Below are 25,522 nucleotides of genomic sequence, written 5' to 3'. Positions count from 1 at the left end.
CCCCATGCCCCTCCCCACCTCCCGCTTCTGGTCGCTGATGCTGAAAGAGATCCGGCAGATTCTAAAAAATCGCCAGATCATCTTTCTGCTGCTGTTTCCGCCCACGGTGCAGCTGCTGGTGTTTGGCCTCGCTCTCAATCCCGCCGTCGATCACCTCAGCTTGGGTGTGGTTGACTACGGCAACAGCCCCGCCAGCCGTGAGTTTGTGGCGGCCCTGGTGGCCAACGATGTGTTTGAGGTGGCGTCGTTTCAGCCCAGCGTGACGGCGCTGGGCCAGCAGGTGCGTACCGGCGAGGTTTCCACCGGGCTGGTGATTCCGCCGGATTTTGATGACCGATTGACGGCGGGCAAATCCGTCGATGTACAGGTGCTGATCGACGGGGTCGATGCCAACACGGCGGGGATTGCGGGCGGCTACATGCAGCAGATCGTCAACCGCTACGGGCAAACCCTGCAACAAATTCCTGAAATCCCGGTGGCGGTGTCAACGCAGTTTTTGTACAACCCCGGCCTGCTCAGCAGCTGGTTTTTTGTGCCGGGGGTGATCGGGGTGGTGCTGACCCTGACCGGGTCGCTGGTGTCGTCAACCACCGTCATTCGTGAAAAAGACACCGGCACCCTGGAGCAGTTGTTGATGACCCCGGCCCAGGGCTGGGAAATTTTGGGGGCCAAGATTGCGCCACTGTTTGTGTTGCTGATGGGGGATGTGCTGCTGGCCTCTGCGATCGCCCGCCTGGTCTTTGGCCTGCCCTTTCGCGGCAATTACCTGCTGTTTTTGGCGCTGTCGGGGGTTTACGTGGTGGTCTGCATCAGCATTGGCATTTTGCTGGCGACGATCTCGCGCACCCAGCAGCAGGTGGTGCTGACCTCGTTCTTTTTTAACGTGCCGCTGATTCAGCTGTCGGGGGCGATCGCCCCGATCGAGAGCATGCCCGCGTTCTTTCGGGTGCTGTCGTTTTTTGACCCGTTGCGCCACTACGTCACCATCGCCCGCAGCCTGATTCTCAAGGGGGTAGGGCTGGCGGTGCTGTTGCCGGAGGTGTTGATCCTGGTGGCCTTTGCGATCGTGCTGCTGGGGGTGAGCGTCAATCGATTTCGGGCCCAGCTCAACTAAACCCAGCAGATCGCTTTCCACTACTCGAAGGCTGAGGACGGGAGAGGGACTTTGAATCCGGCTCCCCTGATCCCTATTTTGGGCGAAGGGGTTGGGGGATGAGGGCCAGTTCGCAAAACTGGGATGGGCTCCTATTTGTGTCTTGCCCTGCAGCGAAAACCCTAGCCCCGAATCACCAACACAGGGCAAGGGGCCAGCCGCACCACCCGCTCAGATACTGACCCGATTAAAAATCGAGATAGCCCGGTTCGCCCGTGGGAAGGAATAACAATCAGATCGATATTGTGGCTGTCGGCATAATCAACAATTTCTGAACTGGGATTGCCAACCATCACCACAAAATTGACGTTTTGATAGGCCTCTCCCGGAAATTTTTCGTGAAAATGCGATGTGATATGGTCAATACGGGTTTGGTCATCTATGGTCTGCCAAACCATACCCGGCTGCATGGGTTCTAGGGGCGCAAGCACGTGGAGAACGTGAATATTGGTATCGTCTCCAAAGGACTTGAGGGTCTTGTCGAGAGCCTGGCTAGCCTCATCCGAAAAATCGATCGGAACTAGAACGTTGTTGCTGGCAAATAAAGTCATGGTAGCGATCCTCTTAGAACTATAGAAACAGAACGTATTGGCTTCAATCTAGGAGGCAGATCCTAAATCACCTCAGGCTTAATTCAGCAACAGCTTGCCCTAGTACCTCCGCCAAAAAAATAGAACTGATGGCCATAGTCTAAAGCCAACTTGACTCTAGGCCTGTGTCATCTGTTTCGATTTGCCAGTAAATTGCAACAGACTGGATCGCAGCTTTGTATCGAAGAATCTATGCAAAGGTCTGATCGCTAGGGTTTAGTAGTGTCTGCTACGGCAATACTGTGCCGCCGCGCACCTGCTAATTGACCTGGAATGAAAATCGCCACCTGGAATCTTGAGCGTGCCCTGCCCAATTCAGCCCGGGCGGCCCGGCAGCGATCGTGGCTCAATCGCATTGATGCCGATCTCTGGATATTGACAGAAACACATATCGGGATGACTCCGGGAGTGGGCTACCAGGGCATAGCCAGCCGTCCCCTCCGGCATCCCGGGGTTGAGGGTGAATGCTGGGTTTATATTTGGGTCAGGAATGGAATGCTGACCCCTTTGACAACGTCTGCGCGAGGCCATACGGCAGCGGGCCTAGTCACCTTCTCCAACGGTAGTCAGTGGGTTGTCTATGGCACGGTGCTGCCCAGCCCCGAGCAGGATAGGCGATCGCGTCCTGGGGCCAGCGCTGCCTTTGCGGCTGCGCTAGAGGCTCAAAGTATTGACTGGCAGCGACTGCAGGTCATCTATCCCAAGGCTACCCTACTGGTTGCAGGAGACTTTAACCAAGACCTGAATGCGCTGAACTACTATGGGTCGCGCCGCAACAAGCAGGCGCTGCGCCAGGCTCTGGCTGAGGTTGGGCTAGATTGTCTGACCGCTGGCGAGCATGACCCGGTGCATCGTTTGATTGGCGGCCAGCATTCTAATATCAACCATATTTGCCTGACCCGTGATGCCGCTGGGTCGTTTACTGGTGCCTTTGCCTGGCCTACCCGCCTGGATGATTTGCGCGGGCTGTCAGATCACTTCGGGGTGGGGGTTGAGCTGGGGGTTGAGCTTCACTGGCGCGATCGGTTGATGTCGGAAATACCTTCAGCCCGGCTTTGATCACCTCCTCTTGCCTAGGCTGAGGCAGGGTTGCGGTTATACAGAGCACTCATGACGGCACTATCGGCCAGGCTGTGCTCCATAAAGCTGAGCAGCTGGTCAACGGGGCACTAAAGCACCGCTGCAACCAAAACCCCAGGCTGCTAAAGCTTTGCCCGAATCGTAAACGAGTAGTCGCCACCGGGTTCCAGTTGGTAATCGAAGCGCTCTAAAAAGCGGCTGAGGGGTTCACAGATCAGCGCTCGCCCCAGCGACGGCTCTACCCGCAACTGCCCCTGATGGAAGCGCCACTGAAACTGCCATTCGTAGGTGCCGGCCCTGACTTCTCCTTCAATCCGGCCTTGGGGCCAAGACTGATAGGTAACGCGAACGTAGGCGGTGGTTTGAGATTGACGGCGGGTCACAGTAATTAAAGGCAACGCACTACAGAAATGACTAGGGTCAACAAACCCCTCACAGGTACGATAACCGTAGCCTAGGTCTTGGTCTACCCCGGTGCTGTTGGCAACGATACGGCCCCAGCCTTTTGTCAGCGGGCAATTCAACTAGGGCGGTTTAACCCTAGGCGAAAAAACGGTAGCCTAGGAAGATGGTAAACTCTGATTCTCTCTAGCGTGTTCGGCATCTCAGCGGGTGTTAGAGCACGTTTTGTTTACTCCATTTGCACCGATTGTAAAGTTGGATCTCGCCTGTGCCCAAGGTTGGCATCATCTACAACGACGTTAAGCCTGTGGCTTGCCAGGCCGCTTCCGAATGGGAGGAGAAGCTGACTAGCCTCGGCTACTCCGTTAGCTTAGCCACGGGTGTAGGTGGTATTTTGGGCTATTCTCAGCCCGATCGCCCAGTCTGCCATACCCCCCTCGACAGCCTGGTGCCTCCCCACTTCGACACCGATATAAGCTTTGCTGTGGTGCTGGGTGGCGATGGCACAGTGTTGTCAGCCTTTCGGCAACTGGCTCCGATTGGGGTGCCCCTACTGACAGTGAATACGGGTCATATGGGGTTTTTGACCGAAACCTACCTGAACCAGCTGCCCCAGGCGATCGACCAGGTACTGGCGGGCGACTACGAAGTCGAGGAGCGGGGTATGCTGGCGGTACAGCTTTTTCACAGCAACGCTTTGGTCTGGGAGGCGCTGTGTCTCAACGAAATGGTGCTACACCGCGAGCCGCTGACCAGCATGTGTCACTTTGAAGTGGCGATTGGTTGCCACTCGCCCGTAGATATCGCCGCCGATGGCATTATTTTGTCTACCCCAACTGGGTCTACGGCCTACTCGCTATCGGCTGGAGGGCCAGTGATTACGCCAGGGGTAGATGTCACGCAGCTGATTCCCATTTGCCCCCACTCGCTGGCCTCACGGGGGCTGGTGTTTCCCGATCGCGAACAGGTGACTATTCGCTCGGCCAACCCCGACCCCCTGGTGCTAATTGTCGATGGCAATGCGGGCTGCTATGTGATGACCAAAGATGAAGTGAAGACCTGCCGCGCTCCTTATACCGCTCGGTTTATTCGGCTTAAACCACCCGAATTTTTTACCGTACTGCGGGAGAAGCTGGGCTGGGGGCTGCCCCACATCGCTAAGCCTGCGTCGGTGGAGTTGCCGTAGCGGGCTGGGGGGCTGGGGAGATGGGGTTGCTTTCAGTCTGGGCCGGTGGGAACACTGGTGTCAGCTCTGTATCTCTGTTGCTATGGATTGGCCTACCATTGCTGTAATCATCCCTACCTACCAGCGGGAGGCGGTGTTGTGCGACACCCTGCGCAGTGTATTGGCGCAAGACTACCCTGACTATCAGGTGATTGTGGTTGACCAGACCCAGACGCATCAGTCAGAAACCCAGAAATGCTTAGAAGCCTGGGCTGAGGCTGGAGAAATTAGCTGGTATCCCTTGCCCTGGGCAAGTTTGCCCGCTGCTCGAAATGTGGGCATTGAGCGATCGCAGTCGGACCTCGTACTCTTCATCGACGACGATGTAGTGCTGCCCCCCGGCTACCTCTACGCCCACGCCCAAACCTTTCAGGAACGGCCCGAGGTGGGAGCAGTGGCGGGGCGAGTGTTTGACCGCATGAAGCTGGCCGAGCAAACGGCACTTGAAATCGACTACCTGCCCACCGAGGCCATGGATCCCGGCATTGCCTGGTACCACATTGACCTGGTGCATACCACCCAGCCCCAGCAGGTGTTGACCGCACGGGGCTGCAACATGTCGTTTCGGCGGGAGTTATTCGACCAGCACGGCCTGCGGTTTGACGAACGGTTCTACGGCAGCGCCGTGCGGGAAGAGTCTGACTTTTGCCTGCACATTCGCCAGACGGGCTACATGATCTGGTACGACCCCGAGGCCCACCTGGTGCATTTGGGCGAAGAGACTGGGGGCTGCCACGACATGACGACGCGATCGCTGCGCTACCAGATGCACTTCTACCACAACCACTTTTTGCTGGCGCTGAAAAACCTCACCCTAGGACAAAACCTGCGGCTTTACGGGCGTTTGTTCGACTGCCACGTGCTGGGGCACCCCCCCTGCAACAAAAGCGGCCACCCGCTCAAAGTCGTGAGCCGAGGGCTGTTTTTTGTAGCAGGATGGTTTTACACGGTCTATACCCTGGTCACGACCCTGGGGCGACACGGGCGCATTTATCCCGATGTAGAGTAGAACCAGAGAAAGCGTAGAATCAGCAGACTTCGCTGGTCGCCGCCCAGATCTTTAATCAGCGGGCTGAAACTTTCGATGAGGTTAAGAATCTCGGGGTCAAGAATCTACCGGCTTTGCCAGCACCCATAATTCTAAAAACCGTCCCTACAGGCAGACCATGGCTGACGATCGCGACCCTAGGATTCGATTACAGCTCGACCTGTCGCCCGAGCAACCGGGGCTGTTAGACGGCTTAGATAGCTGGCTACAACTGGGGTTGATATCTGATCAGCAGGTGCAGAATCTGTGCCAGACCCACCTCAGCTGTGGGCTGCCTGAAGCGGCGGTGGTCGCCGAGCCAGCGGCGGCTCTGGCGCTGACAGAAAAAGCCTTGGATCCGCTTGAAACAACCGTTGCCGCTGGGGCCATGCCTGATTTTGTCCCGGCTAGCGACCCGCCGCGCCCGTCACCAACCCAACAGCGCCGCACTCCGGCGCGATCGCCCGCCGCAACGAGCCGTTGGCTCAACCGCCTCATGGGCGAGCTGAGCGTGGTCTGGCTGCTGGGGCTGGGGGTGTTTTTGGTGGTATTGTCGTCAGCGGTGCTGGCGGCCACCCAGTGGGCCAGGTTTAATGCAGCGGGGCAGTACCTGGTGCTGCTGACCTACACCCTGGTGTTTTGGGCGGCAGGGCTGTGGTGCCGCCAGCGCCCAAATCTGCAACTCACCGCCAAAACCCTGCAAATGACTACCCTGCTGCTGCTGCCGCTGAATTTTTGGGCGCTGGATGGGCTGGGGATTTGGCCGGGGGCCGGGTTTCTGGTGGCGGCGATCGCCGCCATTCTCCTTACCCTGGCTGCTTTGCAGGTGCTGCGCCAGCAGGAAAGTACCCCCCTAGAGCAGGCCAATGCCCTCGGCCTGGCCTACCTGCACATTGGCTGGGGGCTAGACCCGGTGCCGATATTGGCGGTCTACGCTGGCGTCTTGGGCAGCACCGCTGCCATGGTCTATGGTCAGCGGCGGCAATCGCCCGGTCGGCGCTGGTCGGCCATTGTCATCAGCGCGGCTCTGGGGCTTTTATTAATGCGGGGGCTAACCGTAGCTGCGCCCTCAGCCTGGGGGCAGTTTGGTCTGGCCCTGGGGCTTTACGGTGCCACCTGGGTCTGGCTGGGGCAGCATCGGCCCCCAACGGGGCCAGCGGCAGCAAACCCAGAACTTTCAAGAGATCGCACTGCTCGCTGGGGGGTGACCCTAGGCCGGGGGTTGCTGCTGGGGGGCTGGCTGCTGGCGATCGCCGACTGGCGCTTTCAGGCCTTTGGCGTCAGCCTGCTGGGGCTGGGGCTGCGAATTCAGGCATTGGGGAAACTCAGGCGGCGGCGCGATCTGCTGGTGGCCTACGGCATCGCCGTCCAGCTGGCCTTTGTTGGCTGGGTACTCCTGCCGACCCCGCTGCGGCAAACACTGCTCACTCCGCTAGCCCGCTGGAGCAGCACCGGAGACAGTAACTGGGCACTGCTGGGGATTTCGCTTTTGCCCTACGTCGTCGGCATGGTAGCCCTGGCCGACCGATGGTTTCGCCGGGGTCTACCCCAGCTAGGCCGGTTTGGGGACGGCATCGCCCTCGGCAGCAGCGCTATGCTCACGCTCCTGAGCGTGGCCAGTGGCCCAGTGCTAGTGGTGAATTTAATCGCCGCTGCGATCACAGCGCTGGTGGCAACGCGACGGCGATCGCCCCTCGCCCAGTGGCGCATTGTGGTGACCTACGGCCTGGTTTTAGTCAGCGCCGTGGCCGCCGTTGAGAATCGCTGGCCAGCCCTAGCCATCGCTGGCTGGCTGGGGGTAATAGTCGGGCTGGCCACCCTGGCGCTGGTGCTCAGCAAAGCTCTATCGGGGCTGTGGGGCCGTAGTGCCTGGCTCTATGGGGTGGGGCTTTCGGCTCTCGTCTATGCTCTCCTTTGGGGTGCCCTGGTAGACCCCGACTTCCGCACCGGGGTGAGCCTCTGGGGGCTGGTGATGCCGGTGGTGCTGGCGCTGATTGGTCGCCACCCGGCCAGCGTGCTGACGACGGGCATTGCCCTGGTCTTTACCCTGGGGTCGCCCTGGACGCGGCTGCTGGGCCTGGGCACCGCCACCGCCCTAACCGGAGCGAATAGCGTCGTTTACAAACGGCCAGTCGTCGCATTTTTGGCCGTGGGCTTTGCCCTGGGCTGGGTCTACAGCAGCCTGTATGACTGGGGCCTAGACTTCCCCGGCCAGCTGGCCGATTGGGGCTTGGTGACCGGGGGGCTAATGGCGGTGCTGTGGGTAGTCTGGCGGTGGCTAGCGGCCAATGCTGAGGGGGAAACGCCATCGTTAGTGGCTTTATACCGGGTGACGTGCGATCGCTGGGGTCATATTCTGGCCATCGGCGTTCTGGCGCTGTCCACGATTGCGATTTCTCTCTACTACCTTGGCTGGCGCGCACCCCAGCCTTCGATCGTCGCCGTGTTGGCGACATTTTTGCTGGCGTTGGGCCTGCGCTATGGGGGAAACCTGAGTCCCCTAGCGATCTATTTAGCTGGCTGGGGCATAGAGCTGCTGCTGGCGGGCCTGCTGGTAGCGCAGTACCCAGATCCAGTGACCCTGGCGGTACCAACACTGGGGCTGGGGGCGATCGCCCTCGGGTTATCCGCAGCCCTGGTCGCTAATCGCCCCCAGGTGGTGGCTCCCCTACAGACCCTCACCCTCGGCTACGCCGGGCTAGCCCTGGCCCTGCGCCTCTACACCGCGACGGCCTGGACGGGCTGGCTGGTCGTCGGAGCCGCGCTGATTATTTTGCAAGTCGAACGGCGCACCCGGTCGGCCCTAGGGCGCTGGCTGGCTTTAGGGCTGCTGTCGGTGGGCTGGTATGAGCTGGTCATCTACCAGCTTTCCCAGGGCCCGGGTGGTGCCGCCGCCGATGCGCTGCTGGTACTGGCGGGCGTCGCCGCTCTGATTATGGCCGTTTACCGCCTGGCTGCCGGGCAGCTCGACCGCACCCTGGGCCTACCCCAGGTAGAGCTCATCGTGGCGGCGCATCTGCACTGGTTGATCGGCAGTCTGCTGCTGCTGGGCGGCGGCATTGCTACGGGCTTTGGCCCAGCCACCCTCGGCTGGCTGGGGCTGGCGATTGCCGCTGCCCTACTGCTCTACGCCCTCAGCCAGGGGCGGTTGGGGGCGACCGATGCTGTGCAGCACGCCTGGGTTTACGCGGGTTTACTAGAGCTGATCGGCTGGTTTGCCCTGGCGCGATCGCTGTTTGCCAGCCTCAGCGTTTTTGACCCGTGGTGGGGTGTGGTGGCCTGCGGGGTAGCGGTGCCTTTGTACTGGCTACCCTGGGTAGATCAGGGCTGGCCCCAGCGCCCCTGGCGGGTGATGGCTGTAGCGGTACCCCTCGGGATCACCTTGCTGACCGGCGGCGGCGATCACATCCCCACCCTCTGGGTACTGGCCGGATTTTATGGCTGGCTGGCCTGGCACAGCGGCAAAATTCGGGTCTCTTACCTGTCTGCCGCCTGCGCCACCTGGGCGATCTGGGCCTGGCTCGACACCCACGCCCTGCGCGACAGTCTGGCCTGGGTGTTGCCCCTGGGGCTGGTTCTGATCTACATCGCCCAAGTAGACCCGGCATTCAAAAATCCCGAGCGCAAAGAGCAGCGCCATTGGCTGCGGGGCGTGGCCAGCGCCATTATTTTGCTGACGGCCCTGGGAGCCGAACGCTGGACCGGCCTGCCGGTGGGGGCCATGGCCCTGGGGGCGATCGCCGCTGGGCTGCTGCTACGCACCCGCGCCTGGCTCTACGTCGGCACCGGCATCTTCTTGCTCAATGCCTTCAATCAGCTGGTGCTGCTCAATGCCGCCTTCCCCTTCATTAAATGGATTGTGGGCATTTTAGTCGGCATCATGCTGATCTGGACAGCAGCCGATGTCGAACGCCGCCGCGACCAGTGGCTGCAGCTCACCCAGCGCTGGGGCCAAGATCTAGACAACTGGCAATAGGTTGTTTGCTGAGCGTTTCGTCAGGCTTAAACTTGTAGGTGGGTTGATTAAAGAGCCATGGAACCTGTCTTCGATGAACTCAGGATATTTAAAGCCTAGCATCAGGACATCCTTGGCAATACGCTCAGATCTAACCCTCATTCAAGAAAATGTAGTCTTTGACGGTGAAAATTATTGGTGCATTCCTCCCGAAAGGGAAGCGGGCGTCTGCACTGGGCGACTCCATAATAATGACCTCGTCTCAGCCTCAATCAATCACAGTTACGGTTCCATCTGGCGTTTGCAGCACCCGCACCTCAGTCGTGCTGGCTTCTCCGCCCGGCAGACCAGAGCGATTGCGTTCATCCACTGAGTCGTCAGGGGTTGCTGGGTCAGCTTCCACCGCGCTGCCGGGGGCGGAGAGCTCAGGCGGGGCGGGGTTAGCTTCAGGCTCTCCTGAGGTTTCAGGGTCTTCGGCGGCTGCGGGGGAGTCAGTGGTCGCCTCGGCCTCGTCAGACTCAGGCCCTACCACTGGTCCAATGATGGTGTAGCTTCTCACCCGGGGAGTTTCGCTCTCCTGAGTTTCAACCAAAGCCTCACCTACCTCGGGGTCTGCAGCCGGAGGCGCTGCCGGTGGGGGTGAGCTGTCGCTTTCACATAGAGCATCCAGGTTGACTACCTCCCCTTCGGCATTAACCATATAGCAAAACCCCTGGGCCAGGGTGGGGCTGGGCCACAGCAGAGCACCCGCCAATAGCCCCAGGCCGCTGAGAAAATTAGGTCTCATCGTCTTCACCAAGAATTAGGTCGACTGTACCGGATATATCTCAATATTGCGGAGGTTATTCTTATGGCGGCGCGGCGCTGAGGGCGCTAGGCCGCGATCGCAATGGGTGATTGTCGCCAGCCGATGGCCCAGGATCTCGCTTTACCGCGTGAGCCTAAAATCCTCGATGGCACTTCGCATTGCGCAGAATAACAAACCTGAAATGTGCTCCTTCGTATTAGTTTAGCAACCTGGCAAAAGCTGTCACCTCTGCCTAATGAATGAGATTTCGCCTGCGTTACTCGGGGCAAATTTAGCCTGCTATCTGCTCCAAGACGCCCGCTGCTCTCAGCCCCGCCGGGGTGCTCTGTCCGGTGCAAAACAGCGCGGTTTTAATCTCGGCGATCAATATTTCGGTTAAGGCGGCCACGGCGTCTTCCGACTCGTCGGCAGCGCGCAAAAATGGCATTGCCAGCCCCGCTAGATCGGCTCCCAGAGCCAGGGCCTTGGCGATATCTAGCCCATGGCGGAGGCCACCCGAGGCAATTAGCGGTAAAGTAGGTGCCACGCGGCGCGCCTGCACAATGCAATCCGCCGTGGGCAGGCCCCACTCGCCAAAGGTTTGCCCCAGTCGCCGCTGGTGAGCATCGGCGGCCCGTTCGCTTTCGACCCGAGCCCAGGAGGTGCCGCCAGCCCCGGCCACATCCACTGCGGCTACTCCAGCTTCGATGAGTCGTCGCACCATAGGAGCGCTAACGCCGTTGCCCACTTCTTTGACAATCACCGGTACGGGCAGGGTGGTGCAGAGCCGTTCAATTTTGGCCAGCAGCCCCTTAAAGTTAGTGTCGCCTTGATTTTGCACCGCCTCTTGTAGGGGGTTGAGGTGCAAAATCAAGGCGTTGGCGGCTAGGTTATCGACGACCCGGCGGCACTGGTCAAGGCCGTAGCCGTAGTTGAGCTGCACCGCCCCCAGGTTGGCCAGCAGCAGCATGTCGGGGGCTTCGGCCCTGACCGAAAACGTCTCCATCAGGGCCGGGTTTTCGACCCCGACCCGCTGGGAGCCAACTCCCATGGCTAACCCGTAGCGCTGGGCCACTGCCGCTAAGCGACGGTTGATCTGGTGGGCTGGCTCAGTGCCCCCGGTCATGGAGGAGATGAGCAGCGGTGCCTTTAGGGTATGACCCAAAAAGGTTGTGCTCAGGTCGAGATCTTGGTAGTCGAGCTCGGGTAGGCAGCAGTGGCTAAACCGGTAGCGCTCTAGCCCGGTGGTAGCCTGGGCACACTGCACTGGCCCTTCCAGACAAATGCGCAGGTGGTCGGCCTTGCGGGCCTGGGTCTTGTGGGCGGCGGGCACTACAGTCACAACAGAATGGCCAAATCAACGCCCCCATCCTAGGCAAGAATGGGGGGCTTTAGGCGCGATCGCACAACCAATGTAATAACTTCCGCCCTATTCCGGCTTTAACAGTTCTACTCCGTCGCGCTCGTCAACATCCTGCAAAAAGACCTTTACCGATTCATCCTTAGCGGTGGGCAATACCTTACCGACAAAGTCTGGGTGAATCGGCAGTTCTCGATGGCCTCGGTCGATCAGCACCGCTAGGCGAATGTTGCTGGGGCGTCCGTAATCGATCACGGCGTTCAGGGCAGCTCGAATGGTGCGTCCGCTAAAGATCACATCGTCGACCAGCACCACACGCTGGTCGGTAATATCGAAGGGAATCTGGGTCAGAGCCGGGGTGCGCGTGCTGATTTTGTCTAAATCATCGCGATATAGAGTAATGTCGATCGCCCCTACCGGTAGCGTTAACCCCTCCAGCCGTTGAATGTGTTGGGCCAACAGGTGGGCCAGGGGCACCCCACGGGTGTAAATACCCAGCAGTACCAGCTGGTTGAGATCGCCGCCCCGCTCTACGACTTCTGAGGCCATGCGGTTAAGGGTGCGACGCATGTCTTCGGCAGACAAAATTTCGACCATGGTGCTGCGATCGCTCACGGGCAGCTCTCCTGACGGCGGTAAAGACTCACTATAGCTTGCGTTATAGTGCCCAAGCCGAGAGGTCGCCATCCAGACCGGCAGCAGCAGGTGCTTAAAGGTCTGGTCGCTATAGCTAGTCGACTGCGAGGTAATGCGCTGCTGATCGCCACCGATATCGCGTTCAATAAACCATCGATTTACCTGGCCCGAGGTTTTGTGCCATCGAGTGCGACGATCCTCATAGGTCTCTGTGACCATCTCTCCTTGGGCATGCTTGACCTGGCGCTGTTGAGACAATCGATTACGGGCTGTCTTTTGATCGACTTTGAAGGGCAGAATGCCCTCTGGCGTGATGATCGGGTTAGCCGCATGGGGCTGGGCCGTGATCTGCCTAAGCTCAACGGCATTGGTTTGTGTCAGCGTCTAGGCGATCGCGGCATGGCTACTCCAATGCTCATGCTCACGGCCCGCGACACCAGCACCGATAATGTGCCGGATCTTGAAGCCGGGGCCGATGCCTACATGGTCAAGCCCTTTCGCTTAGCAGAGTTGCTAGCCCAGGTGCGGGCATTGCCACTGGCAGCGCTGGGGCTCAATCTGGGGATGCCCGGTGTGCGCAAGTAGGCCCACCTGGGGATACTAGTTTTGGCATAACAGATGTTCCTTCACGGGGCCGGGATTTCCTGGCCCTTTATTTATTTGGATGCGATCGCCTCCTGGGGGAGATCGATTTTGGACTAGGATTTTGGCTTGGTAACGCCTACCACCCAGGGCGGAGTTCCCCATCCGGCTTTGTACCAACCCGTTATGAACCAGCAAACACTAAAACAAAAAAGACCTCTTCTAGCAGAGGTCTTTTAACACATCATTCACAAATGATAGTCATTCGTTTGCTGTTTACAAGCCCTTAAACAGGCGACAGAAAGAGGGTCAGAGCACGATGGTCAAAGGATTGTACCTTGCCGGTATCATTCAGGTCTTCTACAACCCGATTCAGTAGGTCAGTAGCGCGATCGCGGTGCTGGTGTTCTCGGCCCCGTAGCCTGACTAAAAACTTAACAGAATCGCCCTTGTCTAACCATTCAGTGGCCCGCTTGATGCGCAGTGCGTAGTCAGATTCACCAATGTTGGGGCGAAACTTGACTTCCTTCACAGAGGGGCGTGAGGTCTGCTTCTGGCGTTTGCTCTGCTGATACTGGAGCTTACCGTAGTCCATGATTTTTGCCACGGGAGCACCGTCTTCGCTGGGGGAAACCACCACCAGATCGAGTTTGCTCTCTTTGGCCATCCTCAGGGCCTCTCCCGTATCGGTAAGGCCTAGATTTTCACCGGTCTGGGTGATCAGCAGCACCTCGGGGTTTTGAATATTGCGATTGACAATGGCTTTCTGCTTTTTAGCGATAGGACAAATCTCCAAACTCTGCAAATAGAAATTTTATACCAGGATAGCCTGTGCTCGCAGTTGCTGCATCTTTCTATCGATAGGTAACGTTTCACAGTCGCCATAGTACCGTCACCCTTGGTGCTCTTGAGGGGCCAGCTACCCCGATTTAGCAGCTCGCGTTGTGCAACGATGCGTCTATTTCTTCAGCAGTCAGGAGCGTCATGCCTGCGGCAATACCCTACTGTCGTACGCCAAGAACCCCAGGTTTTTGAAAGACCTGGGGTTTTGAGTGGCTGACCTACTGCTCAGCCGCGGCTACAGCCCGGCGATCGTTGCCGTTGCCACTGGCTACCGCCACCGGGGGCATTGCTGTCGTCAGCGCCTGAGTCGCCCCAAAACCTTGCAGGGCGGGGCGTTCCACAAAGGTGACCAGGTGTTTCACCCGCCACACGGGGTTGGGGCGCACCAGGCTGATTTGCCGCAGGGCGCGGGCTTCCTCGTCGTTGCTCATCAACCATTCCGGATCGACAACCTGGTGGAAGAAGTCGTTGAAATGGTTGGTGCTGGGCTCCAGATAGAAACTGGAGAACCGATAGCGATCAACCTTTTCCCCAGGCAGGACGGGAGTATCGTCGAGGCGGGTAATGCCGCGACTCTCACCCTCCACTTCCACTGCCAGGCTAAAACCGCGACTGCGGCTCTCCGTTTTGGTGGAAACCTGGGTGAGACTGGCCGTCGCCAGAGCCGTGAGTTCCACCCAGACGCCACCCCCCTGCACAAAGCCGGTGACCCCCAGGCTGGCATCCAGGGCAAAGCTGCCGCCAATGGTTTGCTCGATGGTGTCGGCAAATTCCTGGGTTTCCGATCGCAGGCCGCCGTCACCGTCCCACACGTAGGTGTTGACGATGTTGCGTTTGCGTGCCGCCACCCGCAGTTGTTCCAGGCGGCGCGACCAGCCGGATGAACCGCCGCCCGTAAACAGGCTGTTAGAACTGGATTCGATGTCGTTGGCAACGCCAGCGCCGATTTCTTCCACGTTATCTTCATTCACCTCGTCGCTGACCCGGTTGACTTCGCCCGCAGCGATCGCCCGACTGTTGTAGTTAAAGAAAATCGCCTCTCGCTCCCGATCCTGCCGCTGCAGTTCGGCCTGGAGCTGGGCCGCCTCGCGAATGCGAAAATAGCTGGCGGGCACTTGCGAGCCAAACTGCGCCCGCTGCTCAGGAATCTGCGGATAGAAGCGATCGTCCGCCGCGGCTGTGCCGATTTGACCATCCAGGGTGCCGTTCAACCGATAGGCCGGATTGATCAAAAAGGTGATGGTGTTGACCTGGGGCGGCAGGTCGGGCACCGGAGCCACCTGGTAGGAAATCATGCGGCGGCTGCGTTGCAGGCGGAGCACAAACACATCCGCCAGGGACGAAGCCACTAGGGCATAGCCGACATTTTTGGGCACGTAGCGCCGACCCAGCAGCGGGAACTGCGGCGTTGTCTCTACTTCGCCACGCAGGGCCAAGCGATCCTGAAAGATGTTGGCGACATCCAGGGTGGTGGTGCCTTCATCCAACAGGCTATAGGAACCCGAGAGACTGCCCGTAAAGCCGACCCCCGCGTCAATTTGGGTGCTGGCGATCAGGCCCACTTCGACGCTGACGGCACTGCCGAGAATCGCTTCGACATCAAAACCAAGTCCGGCTTCCTGGGCGCGGGTCCAGCTATAGCTGACTTCCTCCGTCGAGGTGAGCTGCACGGCAGCAGCCCCGTCATAGTTATCTTTCAGGGTGAGGTTTTCGCTGGGGACAGGCGGTGGACCTTCGATGTAGCCCAGCAGGGTCGGCTCAAACTGGGCATTGCCCACCCAGCGCACCTCCAGATTTTCCAGACGCTGGTCTTGCAATAGGTAAACGGCATCCGGCTGCAGGAACGCGTAGAACCGCCGCATGAGGGCGATCGCTTCTCCACTGGGACCCACTTCCTGGGTTGGATACTCGTTGGCGACGACGACAGTTCCTGCCGTTTCAATCCTGCCGATGGGAGCGGTGGCAGGGGCAAACTGCACCTGGCCCATCAGCGTGCCGTGGTAGTTGTTGTTGGAGCGATCCAAAATCTGGTCGCGACCCAGATCCTCAAGGGGCCAGTAGCCCAGCAGATCCGGTTCGTTGCCAGTCAGGGGCAGATGTTGATTCGCCTGAATTTCATCGATCCCCAGCACCGTGCCCCAAAGCTGGATGGCTTCCAGAAACCCGTCGAAGGGATTGGTGCCGGTGGGAGTGGCCCCAAAACTCAAAGGTTGCCCTGGGGGAATCACCGCGTTGGGGGCGAGTTCGCCCTGATAGCGATTCAGGCCATCCACAGCGATCGCGAGCTGTCCGGTACGGCTCTCCCAGGTGACGGCGAGGTGGTGCCAGTTGCCGTCACCAATCGCGATGTCGGTGGTTGGGGTGGTGTTACCGTTAATCGTCACCCGCAGGTTGCGTGGATTGGTGATCTGCCAACCGCTATCTGTGGTGCCATAGGCGGCAATGGTGGCGCGGTTGTTTTCCTCAGTCGAGCGCACCCAACCGGCCCAGGTAAAGGCATTGAGGCTGGTTGCAAACTCCGAGTTATCCCCTAACTGGGGCACGGCAATGTAGCCGCCGTCCTGCAGTTCCAGACAGACGCCGGGAGCCTGGGGCTGCCAGACTTCATCCACCGCACTGTAGGGCAGCGAACGGAGACGGCCCCGCTGATCCCAAAAGTTCAGATGCACAGCGGCAGTGACACTTTCGTAGGCGGTGATGGTACCCGCCGGGGAGGCAAAGCCCAGGATTGCTCCCTGCACCGTGCCGCCATCGGGGGTAGGAATGATGGGGAGTCCTTGAGGGGTGTTGCTGAGTTGCGCGATCGCGGCCAGATAAGCCGCTCGAATGTCGCGAATCTGTTCTCGAATGGCCAGCAGTTCGAGCCGCACCTGATCGCGAATGGCGCTCAGGTTGCTGAGGTTTTCCAGATCGGCGGTTAGGTCGTCCAGGATGCGTTGGGCGGCATCGCGATCGCGGGTGCGCTGTTCCAGTTCGGTGGTCAACTGGGTGATCAACCGATTGCCAGCAGGATGCAGGTTTTGACCGGGGCGCGGATCGATGTCAAACAGCAACCATTCTGGGTTAGCCCCGTTCCGGGATACTTGTTCGCTCGGCATGATGGCCATACTGTTATCGGGTCGCCGCACCAGCAGGTATTCATTCACCGGGGGCAGGTTCAACCGGGGGCGGTTGCCCGGTCGAAATACCCGGAACAGAACTCGGGCCAAGCGCCCACCTTCCAGGAAGTTCACCTGCCATAGCTGGTCAAAGTTGGGACGCGTGCTGCTAGAGCTGTTCAGCACCAGAGGACTGTCATAGCCGTTGAGCGCCGGGTTTAGCGGAGCGGTTAGTAGCAGGCTTTCATCGGAACGATGGTGAATGCGAACCACTGGCAGTGTCCCGACGGTATCGACCACCTGCAAGGCCCATTCCTCACTTTCGTTAAACACGGTTTGGCTGAGGAAGGGTAAGCCCCCCAAAAATCGCAATCGCTGTAAGGGGTTACCAGGGCCTGGTATTTGGGTCGAGATGTAGGCATAGCGGTTGAACGGATTTTCGCGCTCGGTATTGAGGCGTCGCTGGGCCAGGTTAGTCTCATTGTTCAGCCGGGAGACAATCGAGCGTTGGCGATTGATCGCGTCTCGCAGAGCTTGTTCAGGATTACCGCTGGCCAGTTGGGCTTCCAGCACCCGCAGCCGTTCTGCCAGGCGGGCTTCTTCTTGCTCCAGGGGAATCAGGCGATCCAGATCGGCCTCCACCGTCGCAAAATTATCCGCCAGGGTCGAGAGGGTGACTTCATCCACAAATTCTGCCTGGGTGATGGTGCTGGCCAACTGCTCAATCCGATGCTGACGCAGTTCCAGGGTGTTCCACTGGCCGCCGGGGCGGGTGATGTGGAAGGTGCGCAGGTGAGTCATGCCAGTGGGGATGGTGAACCGGGCCTGGGCCAAGCGCCAGCCGTCATCACTGTCAGCCTTCACTGGCCGGATTTGAGCGGGCACGCGAACGGGGGCCGTCGGCGTACCGTTGCGTCCGCCAATTAAGCCGTCAAACACGATGTCAAAGGCTGCTTCAGCCTCGTCGAAAGGCTGAATCGGTGCGTCGGTGCGATATTCAAAGGTTTCTAAATAGGTCGCCCCCTGCACCACGCTGAATACGTCGCCATTGCGGTAGGCGTCGGCATCGTCACCGTTGATCTGACGGGGCAACTGGCGACCCGTCAGCTGTGGGCCAAACAAAGTGCCGATATTCGATTCGGGGGAAAAGTCCACCGTTTCGCCGTTGGCCAGGGAACTCAGGGGCCAGTAGCCGACTAAACCGATTTCGCGTCCCAACAGGCGATCGCCCAGCCGCTGTTGGATCTCAGCGGGCAACAGGGTAGTATTCCAAACCCGCACTTCGGCAAGGCGGCCCTGCCAGAAGCCCGCTTCGGACTCGGGGTCTTGGACGCCAATTTTGGCGGTGGACTGGCTGGGTCGGGCGGCGGTAGCCCCTTCATAGGTGTCGGCGAGTTCCCCATTCACATAAACGCTGAGGGTGTTTTGCCGATCTAGCACGACCGCCAGGTGAGTCCAGGTTTCGAGAGGAATGGAGACGTTTTCCATCTGGTAGCGCTGACCGTCATAGGTTTCAAATACCGGGTTGCCGTTCACCAGACCAAGCCCATAGCTACCGGTCTTGGCGAAAATCCACTGTTCTTTGTCGGCGGCGGGCCAAACCCAGGCTTCGATGGAGAAGTTGCGGCTGAAGCTGAGGCTGCGATCGCTCCCGACGTCAATGTAGTCATCTACGCCGTCGAAGGTAAAGCTGGGTCGGGCTTGTCGGTCGGCATCGCCGATTTGGTTGCCGCTGATGGGGCGCACCTGTTGCAGGCGATCGGCAGGCAGCAAAATGTCCTGGTTGCTTTCTTGCAGCAGGGTTTCCTGGGGGCGATCGGCGATTTGAGCCAGGGTGCCATCGGTGCGCACGCCAAATACCAGGGAGGCGACAGTCGTGGCAGGCTGATCCGGGGCGCTCGCGGCGGGGGCGCTAGGGCGGACAGGGACCGCCAGCATGACGCGCACTCCGCCTTTGATAAAGGAGGGGTCGCCATCTTGGGTGAGCATTTCGCTTTGCAGGCAGAAGCGGGTGGCGACCGGGGCTTCGGTGGGCAGCAGTTCAGCCTCGTCGCGATCGCGCAGCATCAGGGTGCGTTTGATCAGGCCGGGAATCTGCCGGGGTTGTGGATCTTCCAGGGTGCCTTCTTCCAAAGTGGAATCCCGCAGGTCGAAGAGTTTTTCGGGCGATCGCCGAATTGAGAACAGCTCGATGCGTCCGGTTTCGCGGTTGTGGGCAAAGAGGTGCCAGCGGCTCGTGTTGTGTTCGGTGGTGTTGGTCAACACGACGGAAAACCAGCCCTGGGTAAGGTTTTGCGCCAGCCGCAGTTCTTGGGTGGGCTCGAAGAAGAAGTTGCCGCTAAAGTCGCGGAAGTCGGGCGTATCGAAGGATTGGTTGCCGCCAAAGCCCTGGGGTTGGGCCGGGGCAAAGCGCTGGCGACTGCGCTTGAACCGCACTTCGAGTTTGGGGACAAGGCGTTCGGTACCGCCATCCAGCAAGAAGCGATCGACCAACAGGGTGTTGTCGGTGGACTGGCGGAACAGGAAGAGCTGTTCGCCATCGGAAAGCACCTGAATGGGGGCCAGGGCGGTGCGGCGAGCGGTGTTGTATTGCGATCTCACCCACGTATCCGTCCCTTCTTCCCGCTCCCGCTGAATCACCGAGTCATCGGGCTGATCTGTGGGCAGTTGCAGCCGTACCCACTCGCCCCACTGGGAAGTGGCGACCGGGGCGACGGGCGCTGCCGTTTCGTTGTCAGTGGCTTCAGTCGGTTCGACTGGCTCCGTGGGCGCTGCCGGGGTGCGCCGCACGGCGTAGAAAATGTCGCGGTTGCTGTCGATGCCAAACAGGAACACGAGGCCCTGGTGCTGCACCGAGGTCAAGTGCTGGAGGTTGTTGCGGTTAATTTGCATGATTTGTCTCCTTAATTAGGTTTCGGGTTTCGGGTTTTGAACTTTGAACTTTGGCATCCCCTCCTGGGAGGAGCAGGGGTGAGTTATTTGGGTTTTGGGAACACAAGTCTGAGGAAAACCGATTTGCCTGGGAGTGTTCACGAAGGGTCTCAGGATGAGAATCGCATCGCCTCCCAGGAGGGGTTCGCAGGGTTTAGATAGGTAGGGTGGGCACCGCCCACCATTGGCCGTAGCTGTAATCCGGTGTCCTCGCCCGCTCCTGCGAGGGGAAGGTGGCCCGAGTTGGGTGACAGAGAAATAGGGTGAAGGTGGGCAATGCCAACCCGACGGGCGATCAGGCGTTTGCCGCACGCCCAATCGCAGGGTGCCGCCCAATTAAATCAGCCCCCACAGATCCGCTTCGGCAATTCGGGCACCGATTTCGAGGCTGCTCAAATCAGCAGGGCTCTCAATGAACTGAATGGTCTCGATGCTATGGGTCGAGAGGCCAAGATTAGCCAGCCCAGTCCTAATATCATCAGCGACTTCAATCATTTCCCGAGTGGCCTCTGTTAAGGCCAGAAAGAGCGTGTCATGACCGCGTCCCCCGAAAAATGAGTCGCGATAGCTCTCACCCGTGCCGCCAATTAAGCTGGCTTCCGAATAGACAAACACATCATCACCGCTGCCACCAAAAGCCCTGTCTGAACCCAGCCCATCCACCAGCACATCGTTGCCGCTGCCGCCAAGCAGTAAATCATTGCCGACGCCACCGGCAATGACATCGTTGCCGTTGCCACCAAAGCCGATGTCATCACCAGAGCCCAGGGAAACAATATCGTCCCCTGAGCCTGCGAAAATCGTGTCATTGCCAAGCCCACCTAAGGCAACGTCGTCGCCGCCTTTCAGCCGTACCCGGTCATTGCCAGCGCCCGCCAACACCAGGTCATCGGCGCTGCTGCCTTTGATGATGTCATTGTCACCGCCAAGAATTTGCACATCGCTGGTCAAACTCTCCGAATAAAAAGCCGCAAAAACACCCTGGATCGCCGCAGTCGGATGCACCAGATCGAAGAATGCCTGCTGATCTAGGTTGTCCAAAGAAGCCGGATTTTCAGGAAAACTGAGAACGGGGCCGTCAGGGGTTTCTGTAATCGTCGGGTTGCCGCCAACCCCAAAGAATCGGAACGTCGAGAGGGGAGCCAGAAACCCGAACGCACTGGGATCCGCTGCAATTTCCCCGGCTATGGTGGCGAAGTCTACCACCAGCACATTGACTCCCGCTGCCGTTAGCCCTACGCGACCCGCCAGTAACGCTTGGTTATGGATGTCGGTTACGGTGTCTGGCAGGGAAGGCTGGAGGGTGCTCGCCGGGAAAAAGCTGCTCACGGGCAACGTGTTTAAGATGATGGTTTTTACCCCCGCCTCCACCAATCGGCCTGCGGCGGCCAGGGTACCTGCGGCAACGGTCTCAGCAAAGGCGATGACGGCTTCTGGCGTGGCGTCTGGATTGGCTAGGCCGAACTGACCAAAATCGTTCAAGCCGATAAACAGGGATGCAGCGGTATCCTCGGTATCACCGGGGTTTTCCAGAAAGCGATTAACCTGGGCGTTGAGGTTAACGTCAAAGTTAAGCAATGTCAGATCTGCATCTGGACTCTGCAGACCCAACACACCATTGAGGGCAAGGATTGTGCCGAGGGGCAGTTGTCCCAGGGAGGCGGCTGCACTCAATGCAAAGTTGTCTACGGCTTCAATGCCGAGCAGTCGAGGGGCGATATCGGCATAGACCTCACCGTTGGAAAACCGTTGTGCATAGCCCAGGCTTTCAGGTGGTAGCGGCACGACCAGGTTTTGGCTACTGAGTTCAAATGTGCCGCCGGTGTCGGTCAGGCTGTCGCCAAAGAAAACCAGGCGATCAAAGCTGAGGGAAGCATCCATTTCATTGTCTCCAGGGTTGTTGATGAGCTCATTCGGCATGGCGGGATTTTCGGTAAAGCCCCGAATCCGAGCGGCTTGAAAGTGATAGAGAAATGGGGTGAAGGTGGGCAGTGCCCACCCTACGGGTGATCAGGCGATCGCCGTCGCCAGCGGCGTAAGCTGGGCCGCCGCCGCATCCAGGTCGCCCAGCACCGTTAGCTGGTCGCCCGTGCTGAAGTTAACGGTCAGGAGATCCGGCAGCACCGCCAGGGAGAACTCGCCCCCTGCACCCAGAAATCCGCTGAAATCCAGGCTGTCCAAAGCCTCAAAGTCGGTGATCACATCGATGTCACCGCCGCCGCTGGTCAGCAGGTCAGCCCCAAAGCGGAAGGTGTCACTGCCGGGGCCACCGGTCAACTCGTCACTGCCCAGGCCGCCCTCTAGGATATCGTCGCCAGCGCCACCTGTGAGAACGTCATTGCCCCCATTGCCCTGCACTACGCCATTGACGATGCCGCCCGTACCCGTGAACAGGTCATCACCGTCGCTGAGCAGCACATCGCCGTGAATCGCCCCCGTGTTTACCAGAGTGATGGGGCTAAAGGCCCCGCTAGCATCGACCCCAAGCTGGCCGCTGAAGGTGTCAGATACCCCGCCGGTAATCAACCCGCTATTTACGAGGGTGCCGTTCAGCACCACCTGGGTGTCGATGATCACGGCCGCGCCGTTCTCGGTGACCAGTTCCCCATCGTTAACGATGTCACCGTTGAACACAGAAACCGGGGCACCCGCCGCTTCTACCCAGTAGAGACGCAGGGCAGAGGATGCGGTATTCGTGGTTCCGTCAGCAATACCCCGCCCCTGGGCCAGGCCGGTGTTGAGGATATTTCCCGTGACCTCAGCCCCCAGCTCTAGGGAAATGGCGTCGCCGTTGTTGCCACTGCCCACATCGATCAGGCCATGGTTTTCGATCTCAATATTCAGGGCTGTTACATCACCGTAGACGGTGCCGTTGCGGGGATCAGCGGTGGTGGTAATCAGTCCTTCGTTGATCAATCGGTTATCGGCACCGCCCAAGTTAACGGCGCGGCTAGTGCTGGTGATGAGCCCGGTGTTGAGAATGGTCGCGATCGCCACTCCCCCATTAGCGATATCAATGCCATCGCGGCCACCGTTAATGGCACCCCGGTTAATAATCTCACCGGTGACTTTGCCCTCAATGCGCACGCCAATGCCATTGTCGGGATTGAGGCTAGAAATTAGCCCCTGGTTGAGCAGATCCCCGTTCAAAATCGTGTTTTCTTCCACAATTACCGCTGGCCCATTTTCGGCGGAGAGCTGGCCAAAGTTCTCGACATTGCCGTTGAACGTAGAGGTCGGCCCCGCCCCCGGCACCCAGTAGAGACGCACGGCGGCAGCTTGATTGTCGCCCAACGGCAGACCCCGACCCTGGATCAAGCCGAAGTTAACCACCTGGCCCTCCACCTGCGCTCCTAACTCCAGCGAAATGGCGTCTCCGTCATGGCCCGCCCCGACATCAATCAGGCCGCGATTTTCGATGTCCACATTGAGGGCGGTCACGTCGCCATAGACGGTGCCATTACGGGGGCTGGCACTGCTGAGAATTTGGCCGAAGTTAACCAGGCTACCGCCCACACCGCCGATATTCACGGCCCGGCTATCGCTGACGATGGTGCCTCGGTTGAGAATGGTGGCGGAGGCCGTATCGTCATTGGCCAGGTTGATCCCGTTAAATCCACCGTCGATCAGCCCCAGGTTTTCGATGTCGGTGTCAACGCCATTGACCTGAATCGCCGTCGTTTCGGAATCAATCGCGCCACTGCCCGCGATGTGAATGCGATTGTCCTGGGCCTGGGTCAACACCCCAGGCACCGTGCCCAGGGTTTCGATGCGCCCGAGCAAATCGAGGCTGTCGCCATCATTGAGCAGTTCAATGCCCATTTGGTTGATCTCAGAGCGATCGACCACAAATTCAGTGGGCTCCACTGGGTTGTCTAAAAATACGCGAATGCGAGCCACCTCAAAGCCCTCGGTGGTAAAGTCGGCATTGGCAAAGCGCGGATCGCTGAGAATCGGCCCGCCAGGAATAAAGCCTTCAGACAAAACCACCACGCCGTTTTCATCCACGCCAGTATTCGGGGCCATCTGACCGAAGAAGGCGGTGTTGGCGGGAATTTCGTCGTCAACCTCCGACCCGGCATCCAGCACCTGGCTGCCCAATACGATGAAGTCCGCGCCGATGAAGTTGCCTGCTTCGTCAAAGATGGCGTGGGCGCGCTCGTTGCCGTTGGCAATGAAAAAGTCATTGCTGGGGATGATCATTGAGGCGTAGTTGAAGAAGCGACTGCTGGGGTCACTGGGGTCAAGCTCGACGGTAAAGCTGGCGGTTTCGCCGGGGTCGATGGGGCCAGGGGTGCCGTCGCCGCCGAGAATCGTGCCCTGCACGGTGCCAAAGCCTGCCAGGTCGAACTCTTGGGAAATCAGCTCGGTCGCGCCGTCTTCCGCCAGAGATTCTAGACCGGGGGAGACGGGACGACCGCGATCGTAGGTGTCGAAGGTGCCATCGTGGAAGCCAAACCACAGGGGGGTGAGGAAAGCGCCATTGTCGGGGGATAGGTTTTCGATGGAAACGGTCACGGTTTGGGTCGCCATAGGAAAACTCTCAATTAGGGTTAGTTCAGCCAGTGCGTTTACGGGATCGACGGTGGTGTTCGCCCCCGGCAAGAGCGAGAGCGAAATCGTTTCAGGATCTTCAGTGACGTCATCAGGAAAGGGGGTTACGACCAATCGGGCCTCGGTGGCTCCCTCGCTGACGGTGACGGAGGAGGTAAAGCCAGGCACAGGCCGGATGGTGAAGTCGTCAATGTTGGTGGTGCCGGGGTCACCGATGGTGACATCCCGCGAGTCAGGGTCGGGGTCGGTATCCGCCGCCTGGAAATTGATCACCAGACCGCCAGCGGGGGCCGGGGCGCTGAGGCGAAAGATAAACGCCCCGGGGGTTTGGTCGGCCTCCGATAGGGGCGTGCTGGGTTCGGCAAAGACGCTGACCTGGATCGGATCGGCGATCGGCGGCTGCACGGGATTCTCGATCGCCAGCGCCAGACCGGTAGGGTTATCCCCCGCTGCAATTGGCAGCACTTCAGGATTCGAGCCGTCTAGATTCGCCCGCAGAATCACATCGCCTGCACCCCCGTCAGCCACGTAGAGCTGCCCGGCCTCCACATCCAGCGCAATACCGTTGGGGTTTTCGAGCAGGCTGGTATCGAGGATGGTCTCAATGTTGGAGCCGTCCAGACTAGCGCGGCGCACTTCGTCGGTGGTGCCGGGAATCGTCCAGTAGATCTGGCCATTGACCCAATCCAGGGCAATATCCTGGGGGTTGTCGCCCGCGTTGGCAATGATGGTTTGCAGGTCCGAGCCATCTAGGTTGGCGCGGAGGATTCTGTCTCCCGCGCCCGAATCCACGATATAGATGTGGCCATTGACGACATCCAGGGCAATGCCGTTGGGGTTATTCAGCTGGGTGGCATCCAGCACCGTCTCGACGTTCGAGCCATCCAGATTCGCCCGCCGCAGCTCGTCGGTGGTGCCCGGAATCGTCCAGTAAATCTGGCCATTGACCCAATCCAGGGCAATGTCTTCGGGATTATTGCCCGCATCGGGGATGATCACCTGAAGGTTAGAGCCATCCAGATTCGCCCGCAGAATTTGGTCTCCCGCGCCCGAATCCACGATGTAAACATGGCCGTTCGGCAAATCCAGGGCGATGCCATTGGGATTGTTGAGCTGGGTGTTGTTTAGCAGAGTTTCTTGGTTCGTTCCGTCGGCATTGGCGCGGGCCAAGCTATCAACGAGACCGGGGAGGGTCCAGTAGAGTTGGGGGTTCATGGGAGTTAGGGGGTAGAGGAGTGAGAGGGCGGATGGGTAAGTGGGAGATGGGGGAAATAGGGTGAGTAGTCCCCTCCTGGGAGG

14 protein-coding genes and 1 pseudogene are annotated in these 25,522 nt (G+C 59.3%); 6 read left to right on the top strand and 9 right to left on the bottom strand.

Annotated features, from left to right (window positions below; genetic code table 11):
- Positions 1 to 4: 4 nt before the first annotated feature.
- On the top strand, positions 5 to 1,114 hold the full coding sequence (locus IQ254_RS17180) for an ABC transporter permease (RefSeq protein ID WP_193967388.1): 1,110 nt from the start codon (positions 5 to 7) through the stop codon (positions 1,112 to 1,114).
- 161 nt (positions 1,115 to 1,275) lie between these two features.
- Here IQ254_RS17180 and IQ254_RS17175 read toward each other — a convergent pair whose 3' ends face one another.
- Positions 1,276 to 1,704: a universal stress protein gene (locus tag IQ254_RS17175; RefSeq protein ID WP_193967383.1), complete on the bottom strand. Its 429-nt coding sequence runs from the start codon at positions 1,702 to 1,704 to the stop codon at positions 1,276 to 1,278.
- Between the two features lie 312 nt (positions 1,705 to 2,016).
- Here IQ254_RS17175 and IQ254_RS17170 point away from each other — a divergent pair, with 312 nt between their 5' ends.
- Positions 2,017 to 2,802: an endonuclease/exonuclease/phosphatase family protein gene (locus IQ254_RS17170; RefSeq protein ID WP_193967382.1), complete on the top strand. Its 786-nt coding sequence runs from the start codon at positions 2,017 to 2,019 to the stop codon at positions 2,800 to 2,802.
- Positions 2,803 to 2,945: 143 nt separating this feature from the next.
- Here IQ254_RS17170 and IQ254_RS17165 read toward each other — a convergent pair whose 3' ends face one another.
- Positions 2,946 to 3,212: a DUF3146 family protein gene (locus tag IQ254_RS17165; protein WP_369011314.1), complete on the bottom strand. Its 267-nt coding sequence runs from the start codon at positions 3,210 to 3,212 to the stop codon at positions 2,946 to 2,948.
- Positions 3,213 to 3,493: 281 nt separating this feature from the next.
- On the opposite strand from IQ254_RS17165, the gene IQ254_RS17160 reads away from it, so the two are divergent.
- The 3 genes from IQ254_RS17160 (at position 3,494) to IQ254_RS17150 (ending at position 9,453) form a co-directional block, all read left to right on the top strand.
- A complete protein-coding gene (locus IQ254_RS17160; RefSeq protein ID WP_193967381.1) occupies positions 3,494 to 4,411 on the top strand; it encodes an NAD(+) kinase in 918 nt (305 codons plus the stop codon).
- 82 nt (positions 4,412 to 4,493) lie between these two features.
- Positions 4,494 to 5,459, top strand: a complete 966-nt coding sequence (gene hpsN, locus IQ254_RS17155; RefSeq protein ID WP_193967380.1) for a hormogonium polysaccharide biosynthesis glycosyltransferase HpsN — start codon at positions 4,494 to 4,496, stop codon at positions 5,457 to 5,459.
- Positions 5,460 to 5,616: 157 nt separating this feature from the next.
- Positions 5,617 to 9,453 (top strand): hypothetical protein, encoded by a 3,837-nt coding sequence (locus IQ254_RS17150; protein WP_193967379.1) that lies wholly within the window; start codon positions 5,617 to 5,619, stop codon positions 9,451 to 9,453.
- Positions 9,454 to 9,700: 247 nt separating this feature from the next.
- On the opposite strand, the gene IQ254_RS17145 is transcribed toward IQ254_RS17150, so the two are convergent.
- The 3 genes from IQ254_RS17145 to pyrR form a co-directional block, all read right to left on the bottom strand.
- The gene (locus IQ254_RS17145; protein ID WP_193967378.1) at positions 9,701 to 10,219 is read right to left on the bottom strand and encodes a hypothetical protein; all 519 of its coding nucleotides are present in this window, start codon (positions 10,217 to 10,219) and stop codon (positions 9,701 to 9,703) included.
- A 292-nt stretch (positions 10,220 to 10,511) separates the two neighbouring features.
- Entirely contained in the window at positions 10,512 to 11,561 is a 1,050-nt protein-coding gene (gene fni, locus IQ254_RS17140) for a type 2 isopentenyl-diphosphate Delta-isomerase (RefSeq protein WP_193967377.1), read from the bottom strand.
- 87 nt (positions 11,562 to 11,648) lie between these two features.
- Positions 11,649 to 12,176, bottom strand: a complete 528-nt coding sequence (pyrR, locus tag IQ254_RS17135; protein ID WP_193967386.1) for a bifunctional pyr operon transcriptional regulator/uracil phosphoribosyltransferase PyrR — start codon at positions 12,174 to 12,176, stop codon at positions 11,649 to 11,651.
- 369 nt (positions 12,177 to 12,545) lie between these two features.
- On the opposite strand from pyrR, the pseudogene IQ254_RS33710 reads away from it, so the two are divergent.
- Positions 12,546 to 12,749 (top strand): annotated as a pseudogene (locus IQ254_RS33710) (response regulator); the annotation flags it as partial.
- 334 nt (positions 12,750 to 13,083) lie between these two features.
- Here the strand turns inward: IQ254_RS33710 and infC are convergent.
- The 4 genes from infC to IQ254_RS32570 all read right to left on the bottom strand — a co-directional run bounded on the left by infC (position 13,084) and on the right by IQ254_RS32570 (position 25,438).
- On the bottom strand, positions 13,084 to 13,593 hold the full coding sequence (gene infC, locus IQ254_RS17125; RefSeq protein ID WP_193967375.1) for a translation initiation factor IF-3: 510 nt from the start codon (positions 13,591 to 13,593) through the stop codon (positions 13,084 to 13,086).
- Positions 13,594 to 13,858: 265 nt separating this feature from the next.
- Complete coding sequence (locus IQ254_RS17120) at positions 13,859 to 19,630, bottom strand: LamG domain-containing protein (protein WP_193967374.1); 5,772 nt, start codon at positions 19,628 to 19,630, stop codon at positions 13,859 to 13,861.
- Between the two features lie 375 nt (positions 19,631 to 20,005).
- The gene (locus IQ254_RS17115; protein ID WP_228040817.1) at positions 20,006 to 21,589 is read right to left on the bottom strand and encodes an SGNH/GDSL hydrolase family protein; all 1,584 of its coding nucleotides are present in this window, start codon (positions 21,587 to 21,589) and stop codon (positions 20,006 to 20,008) included.
- A 90-nt stretch (positions 21,590 to 21,679) separates the two neighbouring features.
- The gene (locus IQ254_RS32570; protein ID WP_278000340.1) at positions 21,680 to 25,438 is read right to left on the bottom strand and encodes a spondin domain-containing protein; all 3,759 of its coding nucleotides are present in this window, start codon (positions 25,436 to 25,438) and stop codon (positions 21,680 to 21,682) included.
- Positions 25,439 to 25,522: the final 84 nt, after the last annotated feature.

The sequence above is a fragment of the Nodosilinea sp. LEGE 07088 genome, assembly GCF_015207395.1.
In the GTDB taxonomy this organism is placed as follows: Bacteria; Cyanobacteriota; Cyanobacteriia; order Phormidesmidales; family Phormidesmidaceae; genus Nodosilinea.
The sequence above is the reverse complement of the archived record's forward strand: the minus strand, read 5'-3'. Positions and strand labels throughout refer to the sequence as shown.